Genomic DNA, 25002 nt, shown 5'->3' with positions numbered 1-25002 from the left:
AAATAATGTGAATTTTTTATATTAAGCTCTTTTCGCTTTTTTAGTTTTTGGTAAAAGTTTTAATTCATTAATATCTTCATGGAAATCATTTAATAAGATTTCTCTTGATCTATTTCAGAAGTATTTAGTTTTACCTAAAGAATAAGTTGCAACAAAAGTTATTATACATGAAGTTAATACTGAGATTGTACCTCATAAGTATCCTCCACCAATTCAAGTTGTAGCTCCAGTTTTTTCAGGTGCTTGTTGTAAGAACATAAGTATTCCGAAAATTGAAGAAGCCCCTTGCAATGCATATGAATTAGAAGCAACCATAATCATTGTTCCAAAGAATGTACCTATTGAACATCCGATTAGTGGGAATAAATGTTTTAAGTTTATTGTATATAATGATGGTTCTGTGATTCCTCCAACAATGGCAGAAACCCCGTTTGAAACTCCAATATCTTTCATTTTTGAAACTCTTCTGTGTAACACAACGAATGCAATTGAAGCAACCCCTTGTGAAACGTTTGAAATAGTACAGAAACCTTGAATCAATGTGGCTCCATAAATTGCTTGACCTTGTAAAATAATTGGAGTTAATGAGTGGTGTAAACCAGTTATAACTAAAGGGCCATATAATCCTCCAACAACAGGTATAGCAATATATTTAGCAATACTATTTGTACTTAATCAATTTATACCAATTGATAAGTAGTTTGTGAATAGTAACCCAACAGGTGCTACTATGAATACTCCAAATAAGAAACCTCCACCAATAATAGCAATTGGTTGAATAATCATTTTTAATGTACTTTGTTTAATTTTATTAGTTTGTATTTCTAAGAATGCACCAAATGAAACAACAACTATCATTGGAATAATTAATCCATTGAAGTTTATTTTTCATGGATATTTAACTCCATCTCCAAATAATGTTCATCCGTCATAAGCTCCTAAAATACTTTGACCATCAGCTGGTTTAACATCTCCCATATTTATTAATCCTGGTGATGTTAAAACAAGTGCAATTATAATTCCATAAATTCCATTACATCTTAATGCTTTAGCTGTTGTATAACCTACAGCAACTGTAACAAACAATGAAAATGAATTAACAAGAATTGAAAGTATTCCAGAAAACTCTTTAAAAAAATGTGAATTAGCAGCTAAACTACTATCTGATCCACTTCATTCAACAGTTATCAATGATGCGATTGTCAAAATCAATCCATAACCTACAAGAGGTATAACTATTGGGGCAAAAACTTTTGAGATAAAAGAAAGGGCTTTGTTAAATGAACCTTTAACTCTAAATCTATTTTTCATATCAACAATTTCTTTATTTTGTTTCTCTGTTAAATTTGGTTTATCATTTTTAACAATTAATGTTTTTCCATCTTCATCATATCCATTAACTTCGCAAAAAGCATTGTAAAAACTTTCAACTTCAGGACCTATAATAACTTGGAATTCACCGTTGCTTTTATTTTTGTTAACACCAACAGCATAACCACCATCTTTAATTTCATTTTCATTTGCTTTATCTCAATCATGCAAATGAAAACGCATTCTAGTCATACAGTGAGTGAAATATTGAATATTTTCATGTCCACCAAGACTTAAAAATAATTTTTCAACATTTTTGTATATTTGACTTTTTGTAGCCATAGTTTACTCCTTATTTTCTATTAGTTCTTTATATCAGTAAGCTGATTTTTTAAACTTTCTAGATTGGTCTTTTAAATCAACTTCAATTAAACCATATCTATTTTTATAAGCATTTCTAAAGCTTCAGCAGTCAATGGCAGCTCAAATGTGGTAACCAAAACAATTTGATCCAGCATCTAAACCTCTTTTTAATTCAGACATATGAGTTTCTAAAAACTCAATTCTGTAATCATCATCTATTTGTCCATTTTCATTTCTAAATCTATCTTCATTTTCAACACCCATACCATTTTCAGCAATGTATCATGGAATGTTATTTAACTCTTTTTTAATTGCTATAGATATATCATATAGCCCTTCAGGATAAATTTCTCACCCTCTAAAAGGATTAATTTTTGCATCTGCAGGAATTTCAATATGCATTTGATCTAAAGCTCATCTATTTTTTACATTTTCATTTGTTTTAACTCTACAAGGGAAATAATAATTAACTCCTAAAAAATCAATTTCAGTTTGTTTAATTATTTCAATTTCTTCGCTTGTGTGAAATGGAGTTATGTTATATTCTTCTAAGGTTTTTATAATAATTGGGTTAATATTTCCATTATACATAATGTTTAATGGTCCTCTATTTACATAAGCATCATAGATTTCAGCTGAAATTTTATCTTCTGCTGAATCTGAAAATGGGAATGTAAAGTTTCAGTTATAAACAACTCCTATTTTTGAATCAATTTTTAATTCTTTAAATAACTTTACTGCTTTAGCATGAGCTAGGAAAATTCCATATGCTTGAGCTACAGCTTCTTTGGGACTATCCTTTGCGGGATAGTGCATTTTACCTACATATCCTTCAAATACAGGAACAAGTGGTTCATTGAAGGTAACAAAATAATTTATTTTTGATCCATATTCCTTGAATACAAATTCACAATAACTTATAAATTTTTCAATAACTTCTCTGCTCTCTCAACCACCTAATTCATGTGCTCATAAAGGCATGTCAAAGTGAAATAAAGTCATAATAATTTCAATATCATTTTTTAAATACTCATCGATATAGTCATGATAGAACTTTACTGCTTCTTTGTTTAGATTAATACCATCTGGAAATAATCTAGCTCAAGAAAAACCTGTTCTAACTGAATCTAATCCGATGTATTTAAATTTTTCAATATCATCTTTATAGTGTCTTGTAATATCACTTGTCAGATCTGGCCCAACACCATGGTAAAACAATTCCGGATTTTCTTTGAAATATGCATCAAAAGTTAAATCACCTATTTCAGTAATTCCTTTTCCTTCTGTTTGCATAGCACTCATTGAAGCACCGATGTGAAAATTTTTAGGAAATTTTAACATTTTTATAATCCTCTTTTTTCTACACTTATTTTATATAAAAATTTTGCTATTAATTTTACATGTAGTATATTTATAAAGAAGTACTTAAATTTATGAGAAGTACTTTTGGGAGAAAAAATATGTTTCAAAGTATAAAAGAAAAGTTAACTGTTATTTATAATAACAACGAGAGTAATACACATAAATTAATTGCTAAATATTTACTTGATTGTTTGGAAGAAAATAAAACCCCAACTAGTAAAGAATGCTCTGAAGTATGTTTTATTTCTGAATCAGCGTTAACATCATTTTCTAAAAAATATGGTTATAACGGTTTTAGAGAAATAGCTATTAGAATAAAAGTTGAAAGAGAATATTACAAAGATTTTGAAAAGCAAAAACTTTCTGCCAAGCCATCTACCTTATTTAATCAAGTTGTTCAAAATATAAAACAAATTGATGTCCAAGAAGATGAAATAAGTTTGTTGGTAAGTTTGTTAAAAGAATGTGGAAGAACATTTTTATTTAGTTCTTATGAACAGAACTTTAATGTTGAAATCTTTGCAAGTCAATTGCAATATAAAGGTATTGATTCAAACTTTAATTCACAAAGAAAAATGAATCCTATTTGAATAGATTATTGTAAAGAAGACGATTTATGTATATTCTTTGCATTTGGATTAGATAATCAATACTTAGTAAACTATTATAATTTAGTTAAAAATAAAACAAAAAATATTGTAATTGTAACTTCATCATCTCAAAGTCATAAATTTCAAGAATTTAAAGCAGAAATTTTAATATATGAACATAATAGAGAAGATATATATTTATCTATGAGATCTGTAGTTCTTAATTATTTATTTACAAAAGTAATAATAAAACTTTAATCAAAAGAAAATGCGCAAGCATTTTTTATTTATTTTTTAAAAAAATGATATTTTAATCTATCTAATTTCAAAACTAAATGATATTATTTATATATTGTAAAAATACTTAAGAAAGGACTTTATGAAGACAAATAAAAAAACATCACAAAATGCAGAATTCTTTAAAATAATTTCTAAGTATTATTTAAAATATTGATGAATAACAATTATTCTAGCATTAACAATATTATCTTTCTGTTTAACTAGAGCTTCAATACCACTTTTAACACAACAAATTACATTGGCTATTAAAAGTGAAAATAAAGTAGTTTTAAATGATGCAGAACAAGCTCTTTTTTGAGGATGAAGTTCTACAACTATTATTATTGTTGCTGTAGTTATGATTTTAATTGATGCAATAGGAACTTTTATTTTTAACTATTTCTCATATATTTTAGGAAGAAAAATTGAAATTGATTTAAGAAATAAAATTCTTGAAAAATTGGTAAGACAAGATATTTCATATTACTCAGATAAAAAAATTGGAGAAATCTTAACAAGTGTTGTTGCTGATACTCAAAACTTAGGTGATGGTGCGGTTAGAATTCCTACTAATATTGGAATTTCATTATCACAATTTGTTGTTGCATTTACCATGACATTTATTCTTGCATGAAAAATTGCAATCTTTGGATCAATTATTTACTTCTTATTATTAGCTTTATACTTTGTTTTCTATATTCAAACTGTTAAAAAATATGCAGTTGTTAGAGAAGTGTATGAAGAAGTTAATGGTAATGTTACTGATAGAGTTGGAACAATTAGATTAATTAAATCAACTGGAACAGAAGATTATGAAAAAGCTTATTTAGAAAAACAACAAGATATTAACTATAAAGCACATAAACCAGCTATTTTAAACTTGTCATTCTTAATGACTACAGTTTATGCAGGTTCAATGATCTTACAATTTGCTATTCCAATAATTGCAGGGATTATTTATTCAATTAAAGGAGATACAGCAGCATCTGCTACATTCTTCTCAGTAACTTTCCCAGCTTATATGATTAATCAAGCAAGTTTAATTGCAACATATAGTAGTTTAATGGGAATTACATTCTCATTAGCTGTAGCTGGAGTTGCTAGTGTAAAAGTATCAAACTTATTAAAAGATGAATCAAGACTAGATCCACATTATACTGATGGAATTATAGTTGATGAGATTAAAGGGGACATTGTATTTAAAGATATTGAATTTAGATATCCAGAAAAACCAGAAAAATTAATTTTGCCTAAATTCAACTTTACATTTGAAGAAGGTAAGTCATATGCGTTTGTTGGTGAGACTGGTTCAGGTAAGTCAACAATTGCTCGTTTATTATTAAGATTCTATGATCCAAGTAATGGAGAAATCATTATTAATAAAGATCAAAACTTAAAAGACTTAAACTTATCAAGTTATTTAAGACATGTTGGTTATGTAGAACAAGAACCTCAAATCTTATTTGGTGATGTTTATGAAAACGTTAAATATGGAAGATTTGATGCAACTAATGAAGAAGTTATTGAAGCATGTAAAAAAGCTGAAATACATAAATTAATTAGTTCATGACCAGAAGGATATGACACAATTCTTGGTGAAAGAGGATTTATGTTATCTGGTGGACAAAAACAAAGACTAGTTATTGCTAGAATGATTTTAAAAAATCCACAAATATTAATTTTAGATGAAGCTACATCAGCTTTAGATAATATTGTAGAAAAAGAAATTCAAGCAAAACTAAATGAATTGATGAAAGGTAGAACAAGTTTCACTATTGCTCATAGACTTTCAACAATTAAAAATGTTGATCACATTATTGTTTTAGGTGGAAACGCTAAAGGAATAGTTCAACAAGGAACATTTAAAGAGTTAGTTAAAGTTGAAGGACACTTTAAAAACTTATATGAAGCAGGTTTATTAGAAGAACAACAACAAAATCACTAAGGAGGTAATTATGAAAAAGAAAAAAGAAATTTCTAACAGTCGAGCATTTTTATATTTATTTTTTAAATATTATAAACAAGACTTTAAGAAAAACTGATGAGTAATTCCTAACTTTATATTTTGAGCTTCTATGTTGTTCTTAGCACCATTGCTAACAAACCAAATAAACTTAGCTTTAAGTTTAACTGATGCAGAAAAAGCTGCTTCAAGTGGTTTTTGATTAATTAGATTTTGAGGTTTAGAGACAACAGAATTAATTATTATCTCAGTAGCTTTATTATTATTTAACTTATTTAACTCATTTTTATTTAATTGATGATCAAATACTTTTGCAAAACAAATTGAAACTCATTTAAGAAATGAAATTTTAGAAAAATTAATTAGACAAGATATTTCTTATTATTCAGATAAGAAAATTGGAGAATTGTTAACTAATGTTATTTCTGATGCTCAAGTAGTAGGAAATCAAGCTGTTGATATTCCAATGAATGTTGCTAGTGCAGTTATTCAATCACTTATAGGATTATCTTTAACTTTTATTTTAGAATGAAGAATTGCTTTAGTTGGATTTGTAATTTTTGTATTAATTTTAATTGCATTTTTTGGTTGTTATATTGCATTAGTTAAAAAATGAGAAAAGGTTAGATTAACTTTAGAAAAAACTAATGGTAATGTAATTGATCGAGTTATTTCAATTAGATTAATTAAATCTTCAGGAACAGAAGATTATGAAACACAATACTTTAAAGACAAACATGTTGATTATTTTGATCAAGGTAAACCAATTGGTAAATGATTAAGTTTATTCTCAGTTATTGTTTTCGCAGGAGACTTCTTATTATTATTTACAGCTCCTGTATTTGCTGCAGTTTTCTTTGGTGGAGATTCAGATACTGCTAGAATGCAAGCTTTCTTCCAAGTATTCCCAGCCTTTGTTATGGCACAAGGGATGTTGACTGGTCCAATTATTACTTTATTTGTAATATCTGGTGGTGCTGCTATGGCAGGAGTTTCTTCTTCAAGAATTCTAAAAACTTTAAATGCTGAATCAATTTTAGATTTTCATTATCATGAAGGAAAAGAAATCAAAGATTTAAAAGGTGATATTGTTTTCAAAGATGTTAAGTTTAGATATCCAGAAAAACCTGAAAACTTAATCTTACCTAATTTTAACTTTACTTTACAATATGGTAAGTCATATGCCTTTGTTGGTGAAACTGGTTCTGGTAAGTCAACAGTTGCTAAATTATTATTAAGATTTTATGATCCTACTGAAGGACAAATATTAATTAATAATAAAGATGATTTAAAAGATTTAAATTTATCACATTATTTAGACCATGTTGGTTATGTAGAACAAGAACCACAAATTCTTTTTGGAACTGTTTTAGAAAACATTAAATATGGTAAATTTGATGCAACTGATGATGATGCGATTGAAGCTTGTAAAAAAGCTGAGTTACATGCATTAGTTATGAGTTGACCTGAAGGTTATCAAACTGTTCTAGGTGAACGTGGATTTATGTTATCTGGTGGACAAAAACAAAGATTAGTTATTGCTAGAATGATTTTAAAAAATCCTGAGCTATTAATTTTAGATGAGGCTACTTCTGCTTTAGATAATATTGTTGAAAAAGAAATTCAAAATAAATTGAATCAATTAATGAAAGGTAGAACAAGTGTTACTATCGCTCATAAACTTTCAACTATTAAAAATGTAGATCATATTATAGTACTTGGTGCTAATGGTGCTGGTATTGTACAAGAAGGTACATTTAATGAATTAACTAAAAAAGAAGGTCATTTTAAAAACTTATATGAAGCAGGAAAAATTGAACATTAATATATAAAAATCATTTCAATTGAGATGATTTTTTTATTTTTTCTTTAATAACTATATGAGGTGAAAAGAATGAAGGATTATTTAGTTTGTGATATTAATTCAAAGGATGATAATTATTTATATGTTGAGTATCAGAATAAAGGAGAATACTTTTCTTATTTAACAAAAGATAATTTTAAAAATGAAAAAAACATTAAATTGTTTATTGTTGATCATAATACTGAATTTGAAAATGTTGAAATAGTTTTCAGATCAAGAGATGAAAGAAACCTTTTTAAAGAATTGGTGAAAATTAAAACAGTAGGACTTAAAACTTCTTTTTATTTATTAAATAATTTTTCATTTGAAGAATTTATAAAAATGATTGAAGAATATGATATTGAGAAATTAGCTAAATTAAAAGGGATTGGCAATTATACAGCTAAACTAATAATTGAAGAATTGCAAAAGCATTTTTTCAAAAACAAAATAACTCAGAAAAAAGAAAAAATAATAACATCACTTGTTAAGCTGGGATTTTCTTATAAAACAATAATGAAAAATATTGCTAATGTTGATAATTTACTTTCAGTGGATGAAATAACCAAAATAGTTATGGAGCAAATTAGTTATGAGTAATGATTTTAGACCTAGTAAGTGGAGTGAATACATAGGACAAGAAAAGGTCATTAAGAATTTAAAAATATGTATAGAATCATCAATCAAACAAAATAAAGTTTTAGATCCAATAATTTTCTCAGGACCAAGTGGAATGGGTAAAACAAGCTTAGCTTATTTATTAAGCAAAATATTAAAAACTAAAATTCATATTGTTAATGGGCCTAGTTTACAAAGACCAAGTGATTTGATTTCAGTTCTAACAAGTATAAAAGAAAATCAAATTCTTTTTATTGATGAAGTTCATTCAGTTAGCAAAGATATCATGGAAGTGTTATATCCGGTTTTAGAAGAAAATAAACTTAGTATTATTATTGGAAAAGAATATAATTCTAAAATAGTTAATATAAAGTTACCAAACTTTACTATCATAACTGCAACAACAGAAATAAATAAATTACCATTTCCTTTTTTGAATAGATTTCCAATACAATTCGAATTAGAGGGTTACAATCATGATGATTTAACAAAAATTATAATTAATACATTTAATAAATTGCAATACAAAATAGAAATTGAACAAGCAAAGATTATTGCTAAATTTTCTCGATTAGTTCCAAGAGTTGCTATAAATTTAGTAAAAAGAATTTATGATTTTTTGATAACAGAAAAAATAAAAGATTTATCAGAAAAAAATTTAATATGAGTTTTTAAACAAATGGGTCTTTATGAATATGGTTTAAATGAAAAAGATTTAGACTACTTATTTACACTATTAGAAAATAATACATTGTCATTAGATAGCTTAGCGCAAATTATAAATGTACCTAATCAAACAATTTTAAATAATATGGAGCCAATCTTTTTAAAAGAAAGATTAATTATAAAAACAGGCCGTGGTAGACAATTAACTAACAAAGGAAAAATATATTTAGAAAAAAATAAAAATCAACATATTTAGAAAAGAAAATTAATAATTTTAGAATTATAATCTTTACATTGAAATAAGGAGATTGTATATGAAACAATATTTAGAATTAGTTAATGAAATTTTAAAAGATGGAGAAAAAAGAGAAGATCGTACAAACACAGGAACAATATCTAAGTTTGGTGTACAAAAAAGATATGATTTACGTGAAGGTTTTCCATTACTAACAACTAAAAAAGTTTTTTATAAAGCAATCTTTCATGAGATGTTATGGTTTATAAAAGGTGATACCAATATTAAATACTTGGTTGAGAATAATGTAAAAATTTGAAATGAATGACCATATGAAAATTTTAAAAAATCATCTGAGTTCAATAATGAGACTTTACAAGAGTTTGTTGAAAGATTAAAGAATGATAATGAGTTCTGTAATAAATGAGGAGATTTAGGACCTGTTTATGGAAAACAATGAAGAGACTTTGGTGGAATTGATCAATTTGCAAAACTAATTAATGATATTAAGAAAAATCCATTTTCAAGAAGACATATTGTTTCAGCATGAAATCCAGCTGAAGTTGATAACATGTTGTTACCACCATGTCATTCTTTTTGACAAGTTTATGTTTCAAAAGACGGTTGATTAGATTTACAACTATACCAAAGAAGTGGTGATGTGTTTTTAGGAGTGCCATTTAATATAGCATCGTATGCGTTACTAATGGAATTAATCGCAAAAGAATGTAACTTAAAAGCAAGATACTTTGTTCATACAATTGGGGATGCTCATATTTATTTAAACCATCTAGAACAAATTAATGAGCAATTAAAAAGAAAACCATTGCCACTATGCAAAATTAAGATTAATTCTGAAAAATCAATTTTTGATATTGCATTTGAGGACATTGAAATTGAAGGTTATGAAAGTCATGCTAAAATAACAGGAGAAGTTGCAGTTTAGTAACTTTTTCTTTATTTTAAGAATTAGCACTCTATTATTGACTTTGCTAAAATTATGTATTAATATAATTACAAACCTAGGAAAAAGGTTTTTATCAAGGAGGAAATTTATTATGGAATTTCAACAAAAAGGTGAAGAAATTAACGCATTAGAAAAGTACACACGTGATTTAACTCAAAGTGCTAAGGATGGAAAAATTGATCCTATTATTGGTAGAGAAGAAGAAATATTGAGAGTTATTAGAATTCTTTCAAGAAAAACAAAAAACAATCCTGTTTTAATTGGAGAACCCGGAGTTGGTAAAACTGCAGTAGTTGAAGGATTAGCTCAAAGAATAGTTAAAGGTGATGTGCCTTCAATTTTAAAAGGAAAAAGAATTTTAGAATTAGATATGGGAAGCTTAATGGCTGGTGCTATGTATCTTGGGGACTATGAGTCTAGGGTAAAAGCAATTGTTAATGAAATCAAAAAATCAGAAGGTGAAATAATTTTATTCATTGACGAACTTCATTTAATAGTTGGTGCTGGTAAAACAGGTAATGGTGGAGGAATGGATGTTTCAAACCTTCTAAAACCAGCTCTTGCAAGAGGAGAGTTAAAAGCTATTGGAGCTACAACTTTAAAAGAATATAGAGAATACATTGAAAAAGATTCTGCATTAGAAAGAAGATTTCAAAGAGTAATGGTAGAAGAACCAACTGTTGATCAAACTATTTCTATTCTTAGAGGATTAAAAGAAAGATTTGAAACTTATCATGGAGTTAGAATTCATGATAATGCAATTGTAAGTGCTGCAAATTTATCAAATAGATATATAGCTGATAGATTCTTACCAGATAAAGCAATTGATTTAATTGATGAAGCATCTTCTACAATTAAAACTGAATTAGCAAGTGTACCTACTGAACTAGATCAAGTTAATCGTAAAGTTATGCAACTTGAAATTGAAAAAAGTGCACTTTCAAAAGAAAAAGACGATAAATCAAAAGAACGTTTAGCTGAAGCTGTTAAAGAACTTGAAAAAACAAAAATTGAACAAGATAAATTAGCAAGCGAATGAAATAAACAAAAATCTCAATTAGAAAAAATAAATAGTTTCAAAACAACTATTGAAAACTTAAAAAATGAATTAGAAATTTCACAGAATGAAGGTAATTATAAACGTGCTGGAGAAATACAATATTCATTATTACCAAGTTTAGAAAAACAATTAAGTGAAGCTGAAAAAGATACTCGTGAAACATTAGTTAGTGAAGAAGTTACTGAAAAAGATGTTGCTGAAATTGTTGCTAAATGAACAGGTATTCCAGTTGATAGACTAGTTGAGTCTGAAAAAACAAAATTACTTGAGTTAGAAAAAACTTTAGAAGAAAGAGTAAAAGGACAAAATCAAGCAATCGAAGCTGTTTCTCAGGCTATCTTGAGAAGCAGAAGTGGTATTAAAGATCCCAATAAACCAATTGGTTCATTCTTATTCTTAGGTCCAACAGGTGTTGGTAAGACTGAAGTTGCAAGAAGTTTAGCTGATATATTATTTAACTCAAATAAAAAAATGGTAAGAATAGATATGAGTGAATACATGGAAAAACATAGTGTATCTAAATTAATTGGTTCTCCTCCAGGTTATGTTGGGTATGAAGAAGGTGGAAGATTAACTGAAGCTGTTAGAAGAAATCCGTACTCAATTGTTCTATTTGATGAAATTGAAAAAGCGCACCCTGATGTATTTAACATTTTATTGCAAGTTTTGGATGAAGGAAGAATTACAGACTCACTAGGTAAAACAGTAGACTTCAAAAACACAATTATCATATTAACTTCAAATCTAGGTAGTGAATATATTTTAAAAAATGGTTCAACATCTGAAGAAAGTAAAATAGCTATTCAAGCAGAATTGCTAAAACATTTTAGACCTGAATTTTTAAATAGAATTGATAATGTTGTTGTATTTAATCCATTGTCAAAAGAAAATGTTTCTGAAATAGTAACAAAAGAACTAAATACTTTATCAGCAAGATTAGAAAATGATAAAAATTTCTTTTTAACATTTGATATGAAAGCAAAAAATAAAATAATTGATGAAGGATATGACTCTCAATTCGGAGCAAGACCAATAAAAAGATATATTGAAAAAAATATTGAAACATTATTAGCTCAAAAAATAATTTCTGGTGAAATAGAAGAAAACATTAGATATACAATAACAGTTGAAAATGATGACTTTGAATTAACAAAAATTAGAAATTAAGAAAAAAAGTAGCAATCTAATGTATAGAGTGCTAAAATAAAAATAGGTGATCAAATGTTAAGCGAAAGACAAGCTAAAATTTTAAAAGTAATTGTTTCAGAATATATTAAGACTAACCAAGCTGTTAGTTCTAAAAGAATTCAAGAATTACTTAACATAAAAGTTTCAAGTGCAACTATCAGAAATGATTCAGCAGCACTTGAAGAAATGAATTTTTTAGAGAAGCAACACACATCATCTGGGAGAGTTCCTTCAACAAAGGGATACAGATATTATGTTGATCACTTAATGGAATTTGATGATTATAATGAAAGTTTAAAAGAAAACTTAAAATCAATTTTATTTCAACGCGGAACAAAAATTGAAAATGTTTTAGAACAAGCAAGTCAAATAATTAGTGAAATGACTAAAATGACAGCAATTGTGACAAAGCAAAATTTAAATAGTGAACTAATGGTCAAAAAAATAGACCTAATTCCATTATCAGAAACTATGGCATCAGTTATTTTTATTCTTTCAAATGGAGAAATGCAAAATCAATTATTCAATTTAAAAGATATTTCTTTATCAGACTTATCAATATCAATAAAAATATTTTCAGATTGTTTAGTTGATACTCCGGTTAAAGAAATTGAAAATAACATATCACTTATCAGACCTAACTTAGAAACAACTGTTAAAAACTATGATTTAATTTTAGAAACTTTTATGTCAAACATTTTACAAACAAAAGAATCTAAAAAAGAAATTGTTGGAATGAAAAACATGTTAGAAAATCCAGAATTTAATGATACAGATAAACTTAGAAAAGTTATTAACATTATGGAAAACATGTCACCATTTGATTGATTTGATGTAAGTTATAGTTCAAATCAAAAAATGATTCAAATAAGCACAAAAATAGGTGAAGAAATTTCAGAAGATTTAAGTGATATTTCAATTGTTGAAACCGCAATTAAAACAGAACAGGGTTCAACAATGTTAACTTTGGTTGGGCCTAAAAGAGTTGATTATTCTCAAGCTAATCAATTAATTAACTTGATAGTAGAAATAATAAATGGAGATGATCATAAAAATGAATAACGAAAAAGAATTAAAAAAAGAAGAAACTTCAGTTGAGAATAAAGAGAAAAAAGTTGCAACTGAAGAAATCAAAAAAGAGAAAAAAGATTATAAAAAAATAATTCAAGATCTTGAAAAGCAAATTGAGAGTTGTCAAAAAGAAATTGAATTTCAAAAAAGTTTAAGAAATGCTGATATTGCAAATCTTACAAAAAAAAGAAATGAACAAGAAGCTTTAGTTAGAAAATATGGTTCAAGCAATTTAGCTGAGGACTTAATAAAACCAATTGACTTACTAAAAAAAGTGGTTGAGACACCTACAGATATTCCAGAGTTACAAAATTATTTGATGGGATTTAAAATGATCATTAGTCAAATTGAAAATGCATTTGAAACTAACGGAATAAAAGCAATGGGTGTAAAAGCGGGGGATGAATTTGATTCAAGCTTTCATGAAGCAAATGAATCACTGGAAAACAGTGGAATGGAATCAAATAAAATAGTATCTGTAATATCAGATGGATATATGATTCATGATAGAGTATTAATTCACGCAATTGTAAAAGTAGCAAAATAGTATTAAGAGGAGAAATAAATTATGGCAAAAGAAAGAATTATAGGAATAGACTTAGGTACAACTAACTCAGTTGTTTCAATTATGGAAGGTGGGCAACCAATCATTTTAGAAAACCCTGAAGGACAAAGAACAACACCTTCTGTTGTAGCATTTAAAAACGAAGATATTATTGTTGGGGGAGCTGCAAAACGTCAAGCAGTTACAAATCCAAACGTAGTTATATCTGTTAAATCAAAAATGGGTACAAATGAAAAAATTGATATAAATGGTAAAAAATATACACCGGAACAAATTTCAGCTGAAATTTTAAGATACATGAAAAAATATGCAGAAGAAAAAGTTGGAGAAAAAATTACTAAAGCAGTTATTACTGTTCCTGCTTACTTTAATGATTCACAACGTAAAGCAACAAAAGATGCAGGTAAAATTGCAGGGTTAGATGTTGAAAGAATTATTAACGAACCAACCGCAGCAGCTTTAGCTTATGGATTAGAGAAAAAAGATAAAGAAGAAAAAGTTTTAGTTTACGATTTAGGAGGAGGAACATTTGACGTTTCTATTCTAGAATTAGCTGATGGAACATTCGAAGTTTTATCAACAAGTGGTGATAATAAACTTGGAGGAGATAACTTCGATACTCAAATCATTAACTGATTAATTGAAAAAATTAAAACTGAAAGTGGTGTTGATTTAAAAAACGATAAAATGGCATTACAAAGATTAAAAGATGAAGCTGAAAAAGCAAAAATTAATTTATCAAGTCAATTAGAAGTTGAAATTAACTTACCATTTATTGCAATGAATGAAAATGGACCAGTTTCATTCTCAACTCAATTTTCAAGAACAGAATTTGACAAAATTACAAAAGATTTAGTTGAAAGAACTTCTAAACCAGTAAAAGATGCATTACAAGCAGCTAAATTAAGTGCTAGTGATATTGATGAAGTTTTACTAGTTGGTGGATCAACAAGAATACCAGCTGTTCAAAAAATTGTTAAAGAATTATTAGGAAAAGAACCAAACCGTTCAATTAACCCAGATGAAGTTGTAGCTATGGGTGCAGCTATCCAAGGTGGGGTTTTAGCGGGAGATGTTACAGATGTATTATTATTAGACGTTACACCATTATCATTAGGAATTGAAACTATGGGTGGAGTTATGACTAAATTAATTGATAGAAATACAACTATTCCTACAGAAAAATCACAAATATTCTCAACAGCAGTTGATAATCAACCAGCAGTTGATATTAATGTTTTACAAGGTGAAAGACCAATGGCAGCAGATAATAAATCATTAGGTCAATTCCAATTAACAGGAATTAAGCCAGCTCCAAAAGGTACTCCTCAAATTGAAGTTACTTTCAAAATTGATGTAAATGGTATTGTAAGTGTTATTGCAAAAGATAAAGCAACTAATGAAGAAAAATCTATTACAATTAGTAACTCAGGAGCATTAAGTGATGCTGATATTGAAAAAATGATTAAAGAAGCAGAAGCAAATGCAGAAGCTGATGAAATAAAAAGAAAAAACATTGAATTAAAACATAAAGCTGAAAGCTACGTTGCTATTATTGAGTCAAGTTTAACTCAAGAAGGACAAGAAATTCCACAAGAACAAAAAGAACAAGCTGAAAAAATGGTTGCTGAAGTTAAAGAATTAATTGAAAAAGAAGATTATGAAGCTTTAGAAACAAAAGTTAATGAATTAGAACAAATGATTCAAATGGCAAGTCAATTTGCTCAAGCACAAACTGCTCAACCTGAAGAAGGAAATTCAGATTCAGAAGAAAACAAATAAACCAAATTTAAAAACTAACAATTGTTAGTTTTATTTTTTAAAAAGGAAAAGAACATGGCAAAAAGAGATTATTATGAAGTTTTAGGTGTTTCTAAAACTTCAACAGAACAAGAAATAAAAAGCGCATACAGAAAACTTGCTAAAAAGTATCACCCCGATATGAATAAAGAGAGCGGTGCTGAAGAAAAATTTAAAGAAGTTAATGAAGCTGCAAGCGTTTTACTTGACGCTGATAAAAAAGCTAAATATGATCAATTTGGTCATGCAGCTTTTGATGGTAGTTCAGGTTTTGGTGGATCAGGCTTTGGTGGATTTGAAGATTTCTTCTCAAACATGGGTGGAGGAATGGACTTTGGTGACATATTCTCTGATTTATTCGGTGGGGGAAGAAGCGGGCGTTCTTCTAGAAGAGGACCTTCAAAAGGTCAAGACATTGGATTAGAAGCAACACTAACTTTTAAAGAATTAGTTTTTGGAGTAAATAAAAAAACAATTTTAAATTTAGTTAAAACTTGTACAAAATGTGATGGTGTAGGTGCTGAAAACCCTTCTGATGTTCATATTTGTACAAAATGTAATGGTGCTGGACAAATTATTGTTAATAAACAAATGGGACCTTTCCAAGTTCAAAACCAAGTTACTTGTGATAAATGTAATGGAGTTGGAAAAGAATTTAAAAGCAAATGTAAAAATTGTCATGGTAAAGGTGTTGAATCTAAAAGAGAAGAAGTTGAAATACCTCTTCCAAAAGGTTTATGACCTGGTCAACAATTTGTTATGCGAGGAAAAGGACATGCATCACTAGAAGGTGGAATTCCAGGTGATCTTTACATAACTATAGGTATTGTGAAAAGCGATGTATTTGAATTGATTCCAAATTCAAATGATTTAATAATGAATTATAATATTTCATACCTTGATGCTATTTTAGGAAATGAAGTTATCATTAAAACATTAGATGGACCTGTAAGATTAAAAATACCAAAAGGTGTTTATTCTGGTCAACTAATAAAAGTACATGATAAAGGATTATACAAAAATCAAACTTCTGATAAGCGTGGAGATTTATTAATTAAAATAAGTATTTCTATTCCAACATCAGTTTCTAAAGAAGAGAAAAAAATACTTAAAGAGTTAGAACAACTTTCTAATTTTGAGCCTAAAAATATTATTGATTAAAACTAACTTAAAATAAAAGTTAGTTTTTTTTATTTGAATATTGACTATTTTTTATATAAAATCGTTAAGTATAAAATTAATATGAAAACTTGTATAATCCTTCATATCGGGAAGGAGTCTCTACCTAACACCAATGTTAGATTATGAGTTTTATGGTTTTCGCTATGCGTATTTTTTACGTAGACGAAAACTTTTTTTATTTTTTGCTGAGTTCTTCATTGAATTTTATACATAGAAAGAATAGGCAAAATGGATAATAAAAGTCTAAAACAGACTCAAGTTGAGAATGAGTCTGAATTATTTATAAATGAAACACCTGAGCAAACGGCTCAGAGAAATAAGGAAGCTTTTGTCTTCAGCAACAATAAAGCTATCCGATCAATTGAAAAGTACTTTAAGTTTGATACTTTAGGTGCAATTATGAAGAAAGAAATCATTGGTGGTATTACAACATTTTTATCATTGATGTACATACTTACAGTAAACCCTGGATTAGTTTCAGGAACACCTTCAATTAATACTGGTGCTGGAAATATGAATTACTTTGGTATATTTTTTGCAACAGCATTGGTTTCTGGTATATGTTGTATAATTATGGGTTTATTTGCTAATATACCTGTAGCAATGTCAACATCAATGGGAATGAATGCATTGGTTAGTGTAAACATTGGAATTAGTGGTGGTTTAGGCTTTGAAGGTGCAATGATTGTTACAATGTTATCATCTGTAGTGTTTGTAACAGTTTCACTTACGCCTTTAAGATCATTCATTATTAAATCAATTCCAAAAGGAATCGTATTAGCTATTGGTATTGGTATTGGTTTATTTATAGCTTATGTAGGTATTTCAAGCATGGGATGATTAGCTCAAGAAAATGGAATACCAATGGCTTCAGTAGCTACATTAAAAGATAATTACTTACCAATAATATTAGGTTCAATAACTTTATTATTAATTTTATTTTTAGCATTTAAAAAAATACCAGGAGCAGTAGCAATTGCTATTTTATCAATGTCAGTTATTGCAATTATATTAGCATCTACACTTCCTAGTGATTCAAAAGCTATTTCATTATTAGGTTCAGCTGACTTAAGAAAATGAGAAGGATGAAATTATGATTTTGATGGTTTTGCATGAAATTGAACTTCTACATTTAAGGCATTCGGTAATGCTAAAATTTGAACTTCACCAGTAACATATATTTCAATATTTGTTGTTATGTTAATTAATTTCTTTGATGCAACAGGAACAATGGCTGCATTTACACATCAATTAGATCAAAAAACAAATCAACATAAAGAAATAAGTCAAAAAGCTTTAGTTATTGATTCAATGGGAACAATGATGGCTTCAGTAACTGGAACAACACCTTTAGGAGTTTTTGCTGAATCAGCAGCAGGTATAGAACAAGGTGCTAAAACAGGATTAGCAGCAGTTGTTAATGGAATTCTATTTTTATTGGCAATTATAATGTTCCCAATCTTTAAATTAATTCCTCAACCTATTACAAGTGCTGCTTGTGTATATATTGGAATTATGATGATTAAAGAAGCTGCTCATGTTGAATGAGATAAACCTGAATTTTTAGTTCCTACATTCTTATCAATTTTATTTATGATTGCAACTTATGAAATTGCAAATGGTGTTGCGATGGCATTTATAGGATATTCATTCATGATGATGATAACAGCGAAAGCTAAAAAAGTTCATCCAGCAGTTTACTGCTTGTCATTCTTATTTATTATTTACTTCATTGCTTTTGCATTCATACAAATATAATTTGAAATAAATTAAAATATGTTAAAATTAAATTACTCATTTGAGTAATTTTTTTGTTTAAGGAGGAAATATGAAAAAGAAAGTTATCGTAGGTTTAAGTGGCGGTGTTGATTCATCAGTTGCTGCTTATTTATTAATTCAACAAGGCTATGAAGTTGAAGGATTATTTATGCGAAACTGAGATTCCTCAGCAAATAATGATATTTTAGGAAATCAAGAAATTGATAATGATGTATGTCCTCAAGAACAAGACTATTTAGATGCATTAGAAGTTGCAAATAAATTAGGAATAAAATTGCATAGAATTGATTTTGTTCAAGAATATTGAGAATACGTTTTTGAATACTTTATTAAAGAATATAAAAAAGGAAGAACTCCAAATCCAGATATTTTATGCAACAAGTATATTAAATTTGACAAGTTTTTAAATCATGCAATAAATGAATTAAAAGCAGATTACATTGCAATGGGTCATTATGCAGGTGTTAGATTTAATGAAAAAACAAAGCAATATGAAATGATAAGAGCGGTTGATACAAATAAAGATCAAACATATTTTTTATGTCAATTAACTCAAAATCAACTTTCAAAAACTTTATTCCCATTACAAAGTCTAGAAAAACCTGAGATTAGAAAAATTGCTGCTGAACAAGGTTTAATTACCGCAGATAAAAAAGATTCAACAGGAATTTGTTTTATTGGTGAAAGAGAATTTACTAAATTTTTACAAAATTATATTTCAAATCAACCAGGTGATATTGTAGATATCAAAACTAATGAAGTTCTTGGTAAACATATTGGAGCAATGTATTATACAATCGGTCAAAGAAAAGGATTAAACTTGGGTGGTATGAAAGAACCATATTATGTTGCAGCAAAAGACATAGACAAAAAAATAATTTATGTATGTCCAGCTAGTGATGAAAGTTATTTATTATCAAACAATGCTATTGTTACAGAAATTAATTGATCATTAGATTTAAAACAATATATAGATAATGTTGAAGAATTTGAATGTACTGCAAAATTTAGATATAGACAACCAGATGTAAAGGTTAGATTAAATAAAATTAAAGATAATGAATATAAAGTATCATACGATGCTATTGTAAAAGCAGTAACTCCAGGACAAGAAGCTGTTTTCTATTTAAACGATATTTGTCTCGGTGGAGGAATTATTGATATAGTAGAATAATTTTAGAAAAAATAATTTATAATAATAAAGAAATTAAAAAGAAGGAATGATATTTTTATGGGTAATAGTGCAGGATTAATAATTCTTTTAGTTATGCTTGTTGTTGTTGTAGGTTTTGTAATTATTACAACAATTACTGGTAAAAAAGCTGCTAAAAAAGAAAAAGAACAAAGGTATAAAGCAGTTAGAAATGAAATTAAAGCATTTTTAGCTAAATCAGATAACAGAAAAAACATTAGAGTTGAATTTGAAAAGGTTTATTCAAGAAAAGGCCCTGAATATAAATATCGTGACGTATTTGATGTTGTTGTTGAATTAATTGAACCTAAAACTCAAAAGTCAATCGAAAGAAGAGCTTATGAAGTTGAAGGTATAACAACTAAAATTGATAAAAAAAACTATGCAACAAAATGAGTTGTTAATACAATTTTAGATTTAAACGAAACAGAACAAAGAATTGCAATTGGTCAAAAAGAAATTAAATTGACTAAAGAAGAAAGAAAAGCAATTAAAAAATCTGATCGTATAAAAGAAAAAGAATTAGCTCAAATTGAAAAAGCTGAAATTAAAAAAATCAGAGCTGAAGCTAAAGAAAACAAAAAAAATCCAGTTATCCAAAGAACAACTGAAAATAAAGAAAAATTTGTTCCTGTTAGAAGTAGAGAAAAAAACTAATATTATCAATAACTTGCAATTATGTTTATAAATGCAAGTTATTTTTTAATAACACATTTAAAGTTGATAAAATATTAATAATAAAAAGTTTTATAAGGAGATTAAGCATGTTTAAATTAAAAGCTAAAGTTAATAAAGAAACATTTAAATTATCCATGAAAGAATGCGTTAAAAAAGCATGAATATGAGATAACAAAGAAAATTTTGCAAGTGCTGTTAATTGAAAAAAAGACAGAATACTTGAGATTGATGCTGATGCTAATTTTGATGATGAAAATGAATTTTCTGATTCAGCAGAATCAATTGATATATTTTCTGCATATTTAAACATTGAATCACTTAATGAAAATGAGAAAGAAGAGTTTCTTAAAAAATGAAACTCTGCATGAGATTCTGAAACTGGTTTTGACCCTGAATTATTTGCTGGAGAAACTATTGAAGATGGTAATGCATTTGGTGAGAAAGTTAGAGAATATTTTGACATGAAAAATATCATTGCTAATGATAAAAGAAGTGAAAAAAAATCAACAGCAAATCTTGATGAATTAAAATTTTTTGAAGCAGAGAAAAAAACAAAAGAATTACTTGAAGAAAATAAGTGTGAATATATTTATGAAGCGGCTTTTAGTTTTGATGATGAAAAGATAAGAACAAGATGTGACGTTTTAAAAATTAAAGACAATAAACATGTTGAAATAATAGAAGCTAAAGCAACAACAAAAGTTAAAGCTGAACACTTTTTCGACTTAATGTATCAAGTTTTTGTTTTAGAAAAATGTGGTTTTATAGTAGATGATATTTGTATTGCTAAAATAAATTCTGATTATGTAATGAATTCTGACTTAATAATAACTGAAAAAACATTTGGAGAACAAGCTAAAGAATTTATAAACAAACTTGGAAAAATTAAGTATGAAGAAATTAAAGATTTTGTAAAAAGCGATTTTACTGTTGAATATGATAATGAACCTATTGAAGTTGATTTAAATAAACTAATTTATCTTGACTATTTGACTTATGGTAAAAACGCCAAGAGACCAACTTTAAAGGATGATTTAAAAGCTTTTAGAGAAAAGTTTGATTTAGATCAAATATTTATGAATCTATCAAACCATTTAAATATGAAATATGAAAATGGTGAAATACCAGAATTTCTACATAATAAAAAATGTACATTAAATTACAATAAAGATCGTGCTGGGAATTGAGATCATGGTTTTAATCATGATGAATATGATAATTGCTTTCATGTGATGAATTGATTTGATAAAGATGAACCAGGTTTTTGAAATATAGGAAAATTTAAACGTTCTTTTAAATCACATGTTATAAGAAATTCAAAATCTCCTTACTTTAAAGACTATGAGAGTTTATTTGAACCAAGTATCGTTTTAAACAAAAAAGGAGAATCTTTTTTTGAAACAAATAGAATAGCTAAAAGAATGTTTGAAGTTTATAACCTTAAAAAACAATATCCAGAAGATGAATCAAAATGAAGAGTTATTGATTTAGATAATCTTGAATGAATAAACAATTTATTAAGTGTTTATGAAAATTATCCTATTTATATGTATGATTTTGAAACTTCTAAATGAGCTATTCCAAGATTTAATTTAGTTAACACATACTATCAAACACCATTTCAATATTCTATTGATGTAATTGTAGATAATAATTATGATTACAATAAACCTGAAACAATGAAACACTATAGCTTTTTAAGCAATGAACAAGACACAGATCCAAGAATTAAATTTATTGAAAACTTTATTAAAGATTCTTTTAAACATGGTCCTGGTGTTTATGTAGCTTATAATAAAAGTTTTGAACAAGGTGTATTGAGAAAACTGGCAATGATGTTTCCAAAGTATGCAAAACCATTGGCATACATAATTCAAAATACAGTTGATTTAATGGACTTTTTTACAAGTGATACTAAAGTAACAGGAAGACCAGCATTTTTAATTTATCATCCTTACTTTAAAGGAAGTTATTCAATCAAAAAAACACAACCAAGTTTAGACCCAAGTTTTTCATATAATGATTTAGTTATTAACAAGGGTGATAAGGCCAGTGAAACATTTAGAAAATTCGTGGATGGTAGAATCCCAAAAGCAGCATGAGATTTAAAAGTAAAAGAAGGAATGCTTAAATATTGTGATAGAGATACTCTTGCAATGGTAGTTATTCTTAAAAAAGTGAAAGAATTAGTGGAGGCACATAATGGAAAAAATTAAAGTTATATTTTGTGGCACTCCACAAATTGGGGCTGACATTTTAACAACATTAACTGAAATGGAAAATGTTGAAGTAGTATTAGTTATTTCTCAACCTGACAGACCTGTTGGCAGAAAAAAAGAATTGAAACCAACTCCTGTTAAAGAAATTGCTTTAAAAAATAATTTAAAAATAATTCAGCCAGTTAAAATTTCTGAAGCTTATGAAGAAATTGCTCAAATCGAAAGTGATTTTATTGTTACATGTGCTTATGGTCAATTTGTACCAACAAAAATATTGGATCTGCCAAAAATTGATTCAATTAATGTTCATGGAAGTTTGTTACCAAAATATCGTGGTGGTGCACCTATTCAGTATGCTATTAAAAATGGTGATTCTAAAACTGGTATATCAATTATGAAAATGGTTAAAAAGATGGATGCAGGTGATTATTATATTCAAGAATCAATTGATATTGAAGAAACTGATGATACAGGAATCATGTTTGAAAAATTAGCTAAACTAGGTCAAAAAATGATTAAAGAAAATTTATTAAAAATTTATAATAATGAATTACCGCCAATTGCTCAAAATGAAGATGAAGTAACTTTTTCAAAAAATATTTCAACAGAAGAAGAAAAAATTAACTGAAATGATTTATCAGTTAATGTTTGAAATCATATCAGAAGTTTATCACCATGACCAATAGCTCATACATTTAAAGGTGAAGAAAGATACAAAATTCAAAAAGTACAAATTTTAAATAATAATGTAGAAGCAAAACCAGGAACAATAGTTAATATTAGTGAAAATGGAATAGACATTCAAACAAAAGATGGTCAAGTTCAAATTTTACTTATTCAAAAACCAGGTAAAAAAATGATGGAAGCAAGTTCATACAAACTGAACAATCTTTCTGATTTAAAAGTTGGTGATTGTTTTGAGTAAAAGATGATCAATTAAATATATATGTTTAATTGGAATGCTAACCGCGTTGCTTGTAACTCTGTCATTAGTAACTATGCTATTTACTGCTGATGGTGTTGCTATTCAATTTACAACAGGAGTTTATTTAACATTCTGTTATTTAGTACCAGGATATGGAATGTTAGTTTCTGGGATTGTGTATGGAGCAATAATGGATTTAGCTTTAAATTCTGTTATTACAATGGGTATAACTATTGCAATAAATATTTTAATGTTTTTAATTATGAAGTTTGGTTCAAAAATATTTACTAAACATATTGCAGTAATTTTAGCGGCTAGCTTAGTATTTTTATATATACCATTTTTATATTATGTTGTTTGAAATACACTACAAATTTCAACAAGAAATGGTCTAGCTGTAAAAGAAGCTATTGTTGATAGCATTCAATGAATTATTTCAATTATAGTTTTTGAAGTAATGTTTTTAGCTTTATCAAAAACAAAACTAAATGAAAAACTTTCAAACTTTTAGGTTAAATGCTATAATTTACTATGATTAAAATCAAAATCTTAAAAAGAAAGAAGGAAAACAAATGTCAGTAAATGATTTACGTCCTGGAACAACATTTATATACGAAGGTAATTTATTTGTTGTTATTGAACAGTCTTTCTCAAAAACAGGAAGACAACAAGGAAAAGTTAGTGTAAAAGCTAAAAACTTAAGAACTGGATCAAGAGTTGAAATAACTTTCACTGGTGGAGAAAAAGTTGAAAAAGCAATGATTGAAAGAAAAGATATGCAATATTTATACAATGATGGTACAGATGCATACTTAATGGATACAGATACTTATGAACAAATTCAAATACCAATGACTAGATTAGAATGAGAAAGTAAATTCTTAACAGATGGATTAATGATTAAAATGACTGAATATGATGGAGAAGTTTTAGGGATTTCTTTACCAGATAAAGTTGAATTAGAAGTTACTGAAGCTGAAGCTGCAGTTAAAGGTGATACAACAAGTGGAGCATTAAAAAAAGCTGTTGTTGAAACTGGATTAGATATTATGGTTCCATTATTTGTTAATGTAGGAACAAAAGTTATTATTTCTACAACAGATGGAAAATACAGCGGTAGAGCTCAATAATAATAAAAATAAGAAA

General features: G+C 27.4%; 20 protein-coding genes and 1 riboswitch. Of the genes, 18 read left to right on the top strand and 2 right to left on the bottom strand.

From position 1 onward, the window contains the following. Positions 1 to 21 precede the first annotated feature (21 nt). The gene (locus MFL_RS02260; RefSeq protein WP_011183325.1) at positions 22 to 1653 is read right to left on the bottom strand and encodes a PTS transporter subunit EIIB; all 1632 of its coding nucleotides are present in this window, start codon (positions 1651 to 1653) and stop codon (positions 22 to 24) included. Between the two features lie 3 nt (positions 1654 to 1656). Next, positions 1657 to 3015 carry a glycoside hydrolase family 1 protein gene (locus tag MFL_RS02255; protein ID WP_011183324.1) on the bottom strand — a complete coding sequence of 453 codons (1359 nt, stop codon included), beginning with the start codon at positions 3013 to 3015 and terminating at the stop codon, positions 1657 to 1659. Between the two features lie 119 nt (positions 3016 to 3134). Between MFL_RS02255 and MFL_RS02250 the strand changes: the two genes are divergently transcribed. From MFL_RS02250 to efp, 18 genes are all read left to right on the top strand, one after another. After that, the gene (locus MFL_RS02250) at positions 3135 to 3884 is read left to right on the top strand and encodes a MurR/RpiR family transcriptional regulator (RefSeq protein ID WP_011183323.1); all 750 of its coding nucleotides are present in this window, start codon (positions 3135 to 3137) and stop codon (positions 3882 to 3884) included. 121 nt (positions 3885 to 4005) lie between these two features. Continuing rightward, entirely contained in the window at positions 4006 to 5850 is a 1845-nt protein-coding gene (locus MFL_RS02245; RefSeq protein WP_011183322.1) for an ABC transporter ATP-binding protein, read from the top strand. Between the two features lie 10 nt (positions 5851 to 5860). Then, positions 5861 to 7693 carry an ABC transporter ATP-binding protein gene (locus MFL_RS02240; RefSeq protein WP_011183321.1) on the top strand — a complete coding sequence of 611 codons (1833 nt, stop codon included), beginning with the start codon at positions 5861 to 5863 and terminating at the stop codon, positions 7691 to 7693. Between the two features lie 69 nt (positions 7694 to 7762). Further along, positions 7763 to 8311: a Holliday junction branch migration protein RuvA gene (gene ruvA / locus MFL_RS02235; RefSeq protein WP_011183320.1), complete on the top strand. Its 549-nt coding sequence runs from the start codon at positions 7763 to 7765 to the stop codon at positions 8309 to 8311. Next, entirely contained in the window at positions 8304 to 9251 is a 948-nt protein-coding gene (gene ruvB / locus MFL_RS02230; protein ID WP_011183319.1) for a Holliday junction branch migration DNA helicase RuvB, read from the top strand. The genes ruvA and ruvB overlap by 8 nt, the downstream gene beginning before the upstream one ends. 58 nt (positions 9252 to 9309) lie before the next feature. Then, a complete protein-coding gene (locus MFL_RS02225) occupies positions 9310 to 10176 on the top strand; it encodes a thymidylate synthase (protein ID WP_011183318.1) in 867 nt (288 codons plus the stop codon). Positions 10177 to 10288: 112 nt separating this feature from the next. After that, positions 10289 to 12424 carry an ATP-dependent Clp protease ATP-binding subunit gene (locus MFL_RS02220; protein ID WP_011183317.1) on the top strand — a complete coding sequence of 712 codons (2136 nt, stop codon included), beginning with the start codon at positions 10289 to 10291 and terminating at the stop codon, positions 12422 to 12424. Positions 12425 to 12478: 54 nt separating this feature from the next. Beyond that, a complete protein-coding gene (gene hrcA / locus MFL_RS02215) occupies positions 12479 to 13507 on the top strand; it encodes a heat-inducible transcriptional repressor HrcA (protein ID WP_011183316.1) in 1029 nt (342 codons plus the stop codon). Beyond that, positions 13500 to 14063, top strand: a complete 564-nt coding sequence (locus MFL_RS02210; protein WP_011183315.1) for a nucleotide exchange factor GrpE — start codon at positions 13500 to 13502, stop codon at positions 14061 to 14063. Before hrcA ends, MFL_RS02210 begins: the two co-directional genes overlap by 8 nt. A 21-nt stretch (positions 14064 to 14084) precedes the next feature. After that, positions 14085 to 15863: a molecular chaperone DnaK gene (gene dnaK / locus MFL_RS02205; protein WP_011183314.1), complete on the top strand. Its 1779-nt coding sequence runs from the start codon at positions 14085 to 14087 to the stop codon at positions 15861 to 15863. 54 nt (positions 15864 to 15917) lie between these two features. Next, positions 15918 to 17042 (top strand): molecular chaperone DnaJ, encoded by a 1125-nt coding sequence (gene dnaJ, locus MFL_RS02200; RefSeq protein ID WP_011183313.1) that lies wholly within the window; start codon positions 15918 to 15920, stop codon positions 17040 to 17042. Positions 17043 to 17111: 69 nt separating this feature from the next. Continuing rightward, positions 17112 to 17206: riboswitch (purine riboswitch) on the top strand. Positions 17207 to 17291: 85 nt separating this feature from the next. Beyond that, positions 17292 to 18821, top strand: a complete 1530-nt coding sequence (locus tag MFL_RS02195) for an NCS2 family permease (RefSeq protein ID WP_011183312.1) — start codon at positions 17292 to 17294, stop codon at positions 18819 to 18821. A gap of 70 nt (positions 18822 to 18891) precedes the next feature. Continuing rightward, positions 18892 to 20016 carry a tRNA 2-thiouridine(34) synthase MnmA gene (gene mnmA / locus MFL_RS02190; RefSeq protein ID WP_011183311.1) on the top strand — a complete coding sequence of 375 codons (1125 nt, stop codon included), beginning with the start codon at positions 18892 to 18894 and terminating at the stop codon, positions 20014 to 20016. 57 nt (positions 20017 to 20073) lie between these two features. Next, the gene (locus MFL_RS02185; RefSeq protein ID WP_011183310.1) at positions 20074 to 20691 is read left to right on the top strand and encodes a membrane protein; all 618 of its coding nucleotides are present in this window, start codon (positions 20074 to 20076) and stop codon (positions 20689 to 20691) included. Between the two features lie 107 nt (positions 20692 to 20798). Beyond that, on the top strand, positions 20799 to 22928 hold the full coding sequence (locus MFL_RS02180; RefSeq protein WP_011183309.1) for a DUF2779 domain-containing protein: 2130 nt from the start codon (positions 20799 to 20801) through the stop codon (positions 22926 to 22928). Next, the gene (gene fmt, locus MFL_RS02175; RefSeq protein ID WP_164919813.1) at positions 22912 to 23856 is read left to right on the top strand and encodes a methionyl-tRNA formyltransferase; all 945 of its coding nucleotides are present in this window, start codon (positions 22912 to 22914) and stop codon (positions 23854 to 23856) included. Before MFL_RS02180 ends, fmt begins: the two co-directional genes overlap by 17 nt. Continuing rightward, on the top strand, positions 23849 to 24367 hold the full coding sequence (locus tag MFL_RS02170) for a hypothetical protein (RefSeq protein WP_164919788.1): 519 nt from the start codon (positions 23849 to 23851) through the stop codon (positions 24365 to 24367). The genes fmt and MFL_RS02170 overlap by 8 nt, the downstream gene beginning before the upstream one ends. Before the next feature lie 61 nt (positions 24368 to 24428). Next, positions 24429 to 24986 carry an elongation factor P gene (efp, locus tag MFL_RS02165; RefSeq protein WP_011183306.1) on the top strand — a complete coding sequence of 186 codons (558 nt, stop codon included), beginning with the start codon at positions 24429 to 24431 and terminating at the stop codon, positions 24984 to 24986. Positions 24987 to 25002: the final 16 nt, after the last annotated feature.

It is taken from the genome of Mesoplasma florum L1 (assembly GCF_000008305.1).
GTDB lineage: Bacteria > Bacillota_I > Bacilli_A > Mycoplasmatales > Mycoplasmataceae > Mesoplasma > Mesoplasma florum.
Note: the sequence above shows the minus strand (reverse complement) of the source record. Positions and strands in the feature narration are given on the sequence as shown.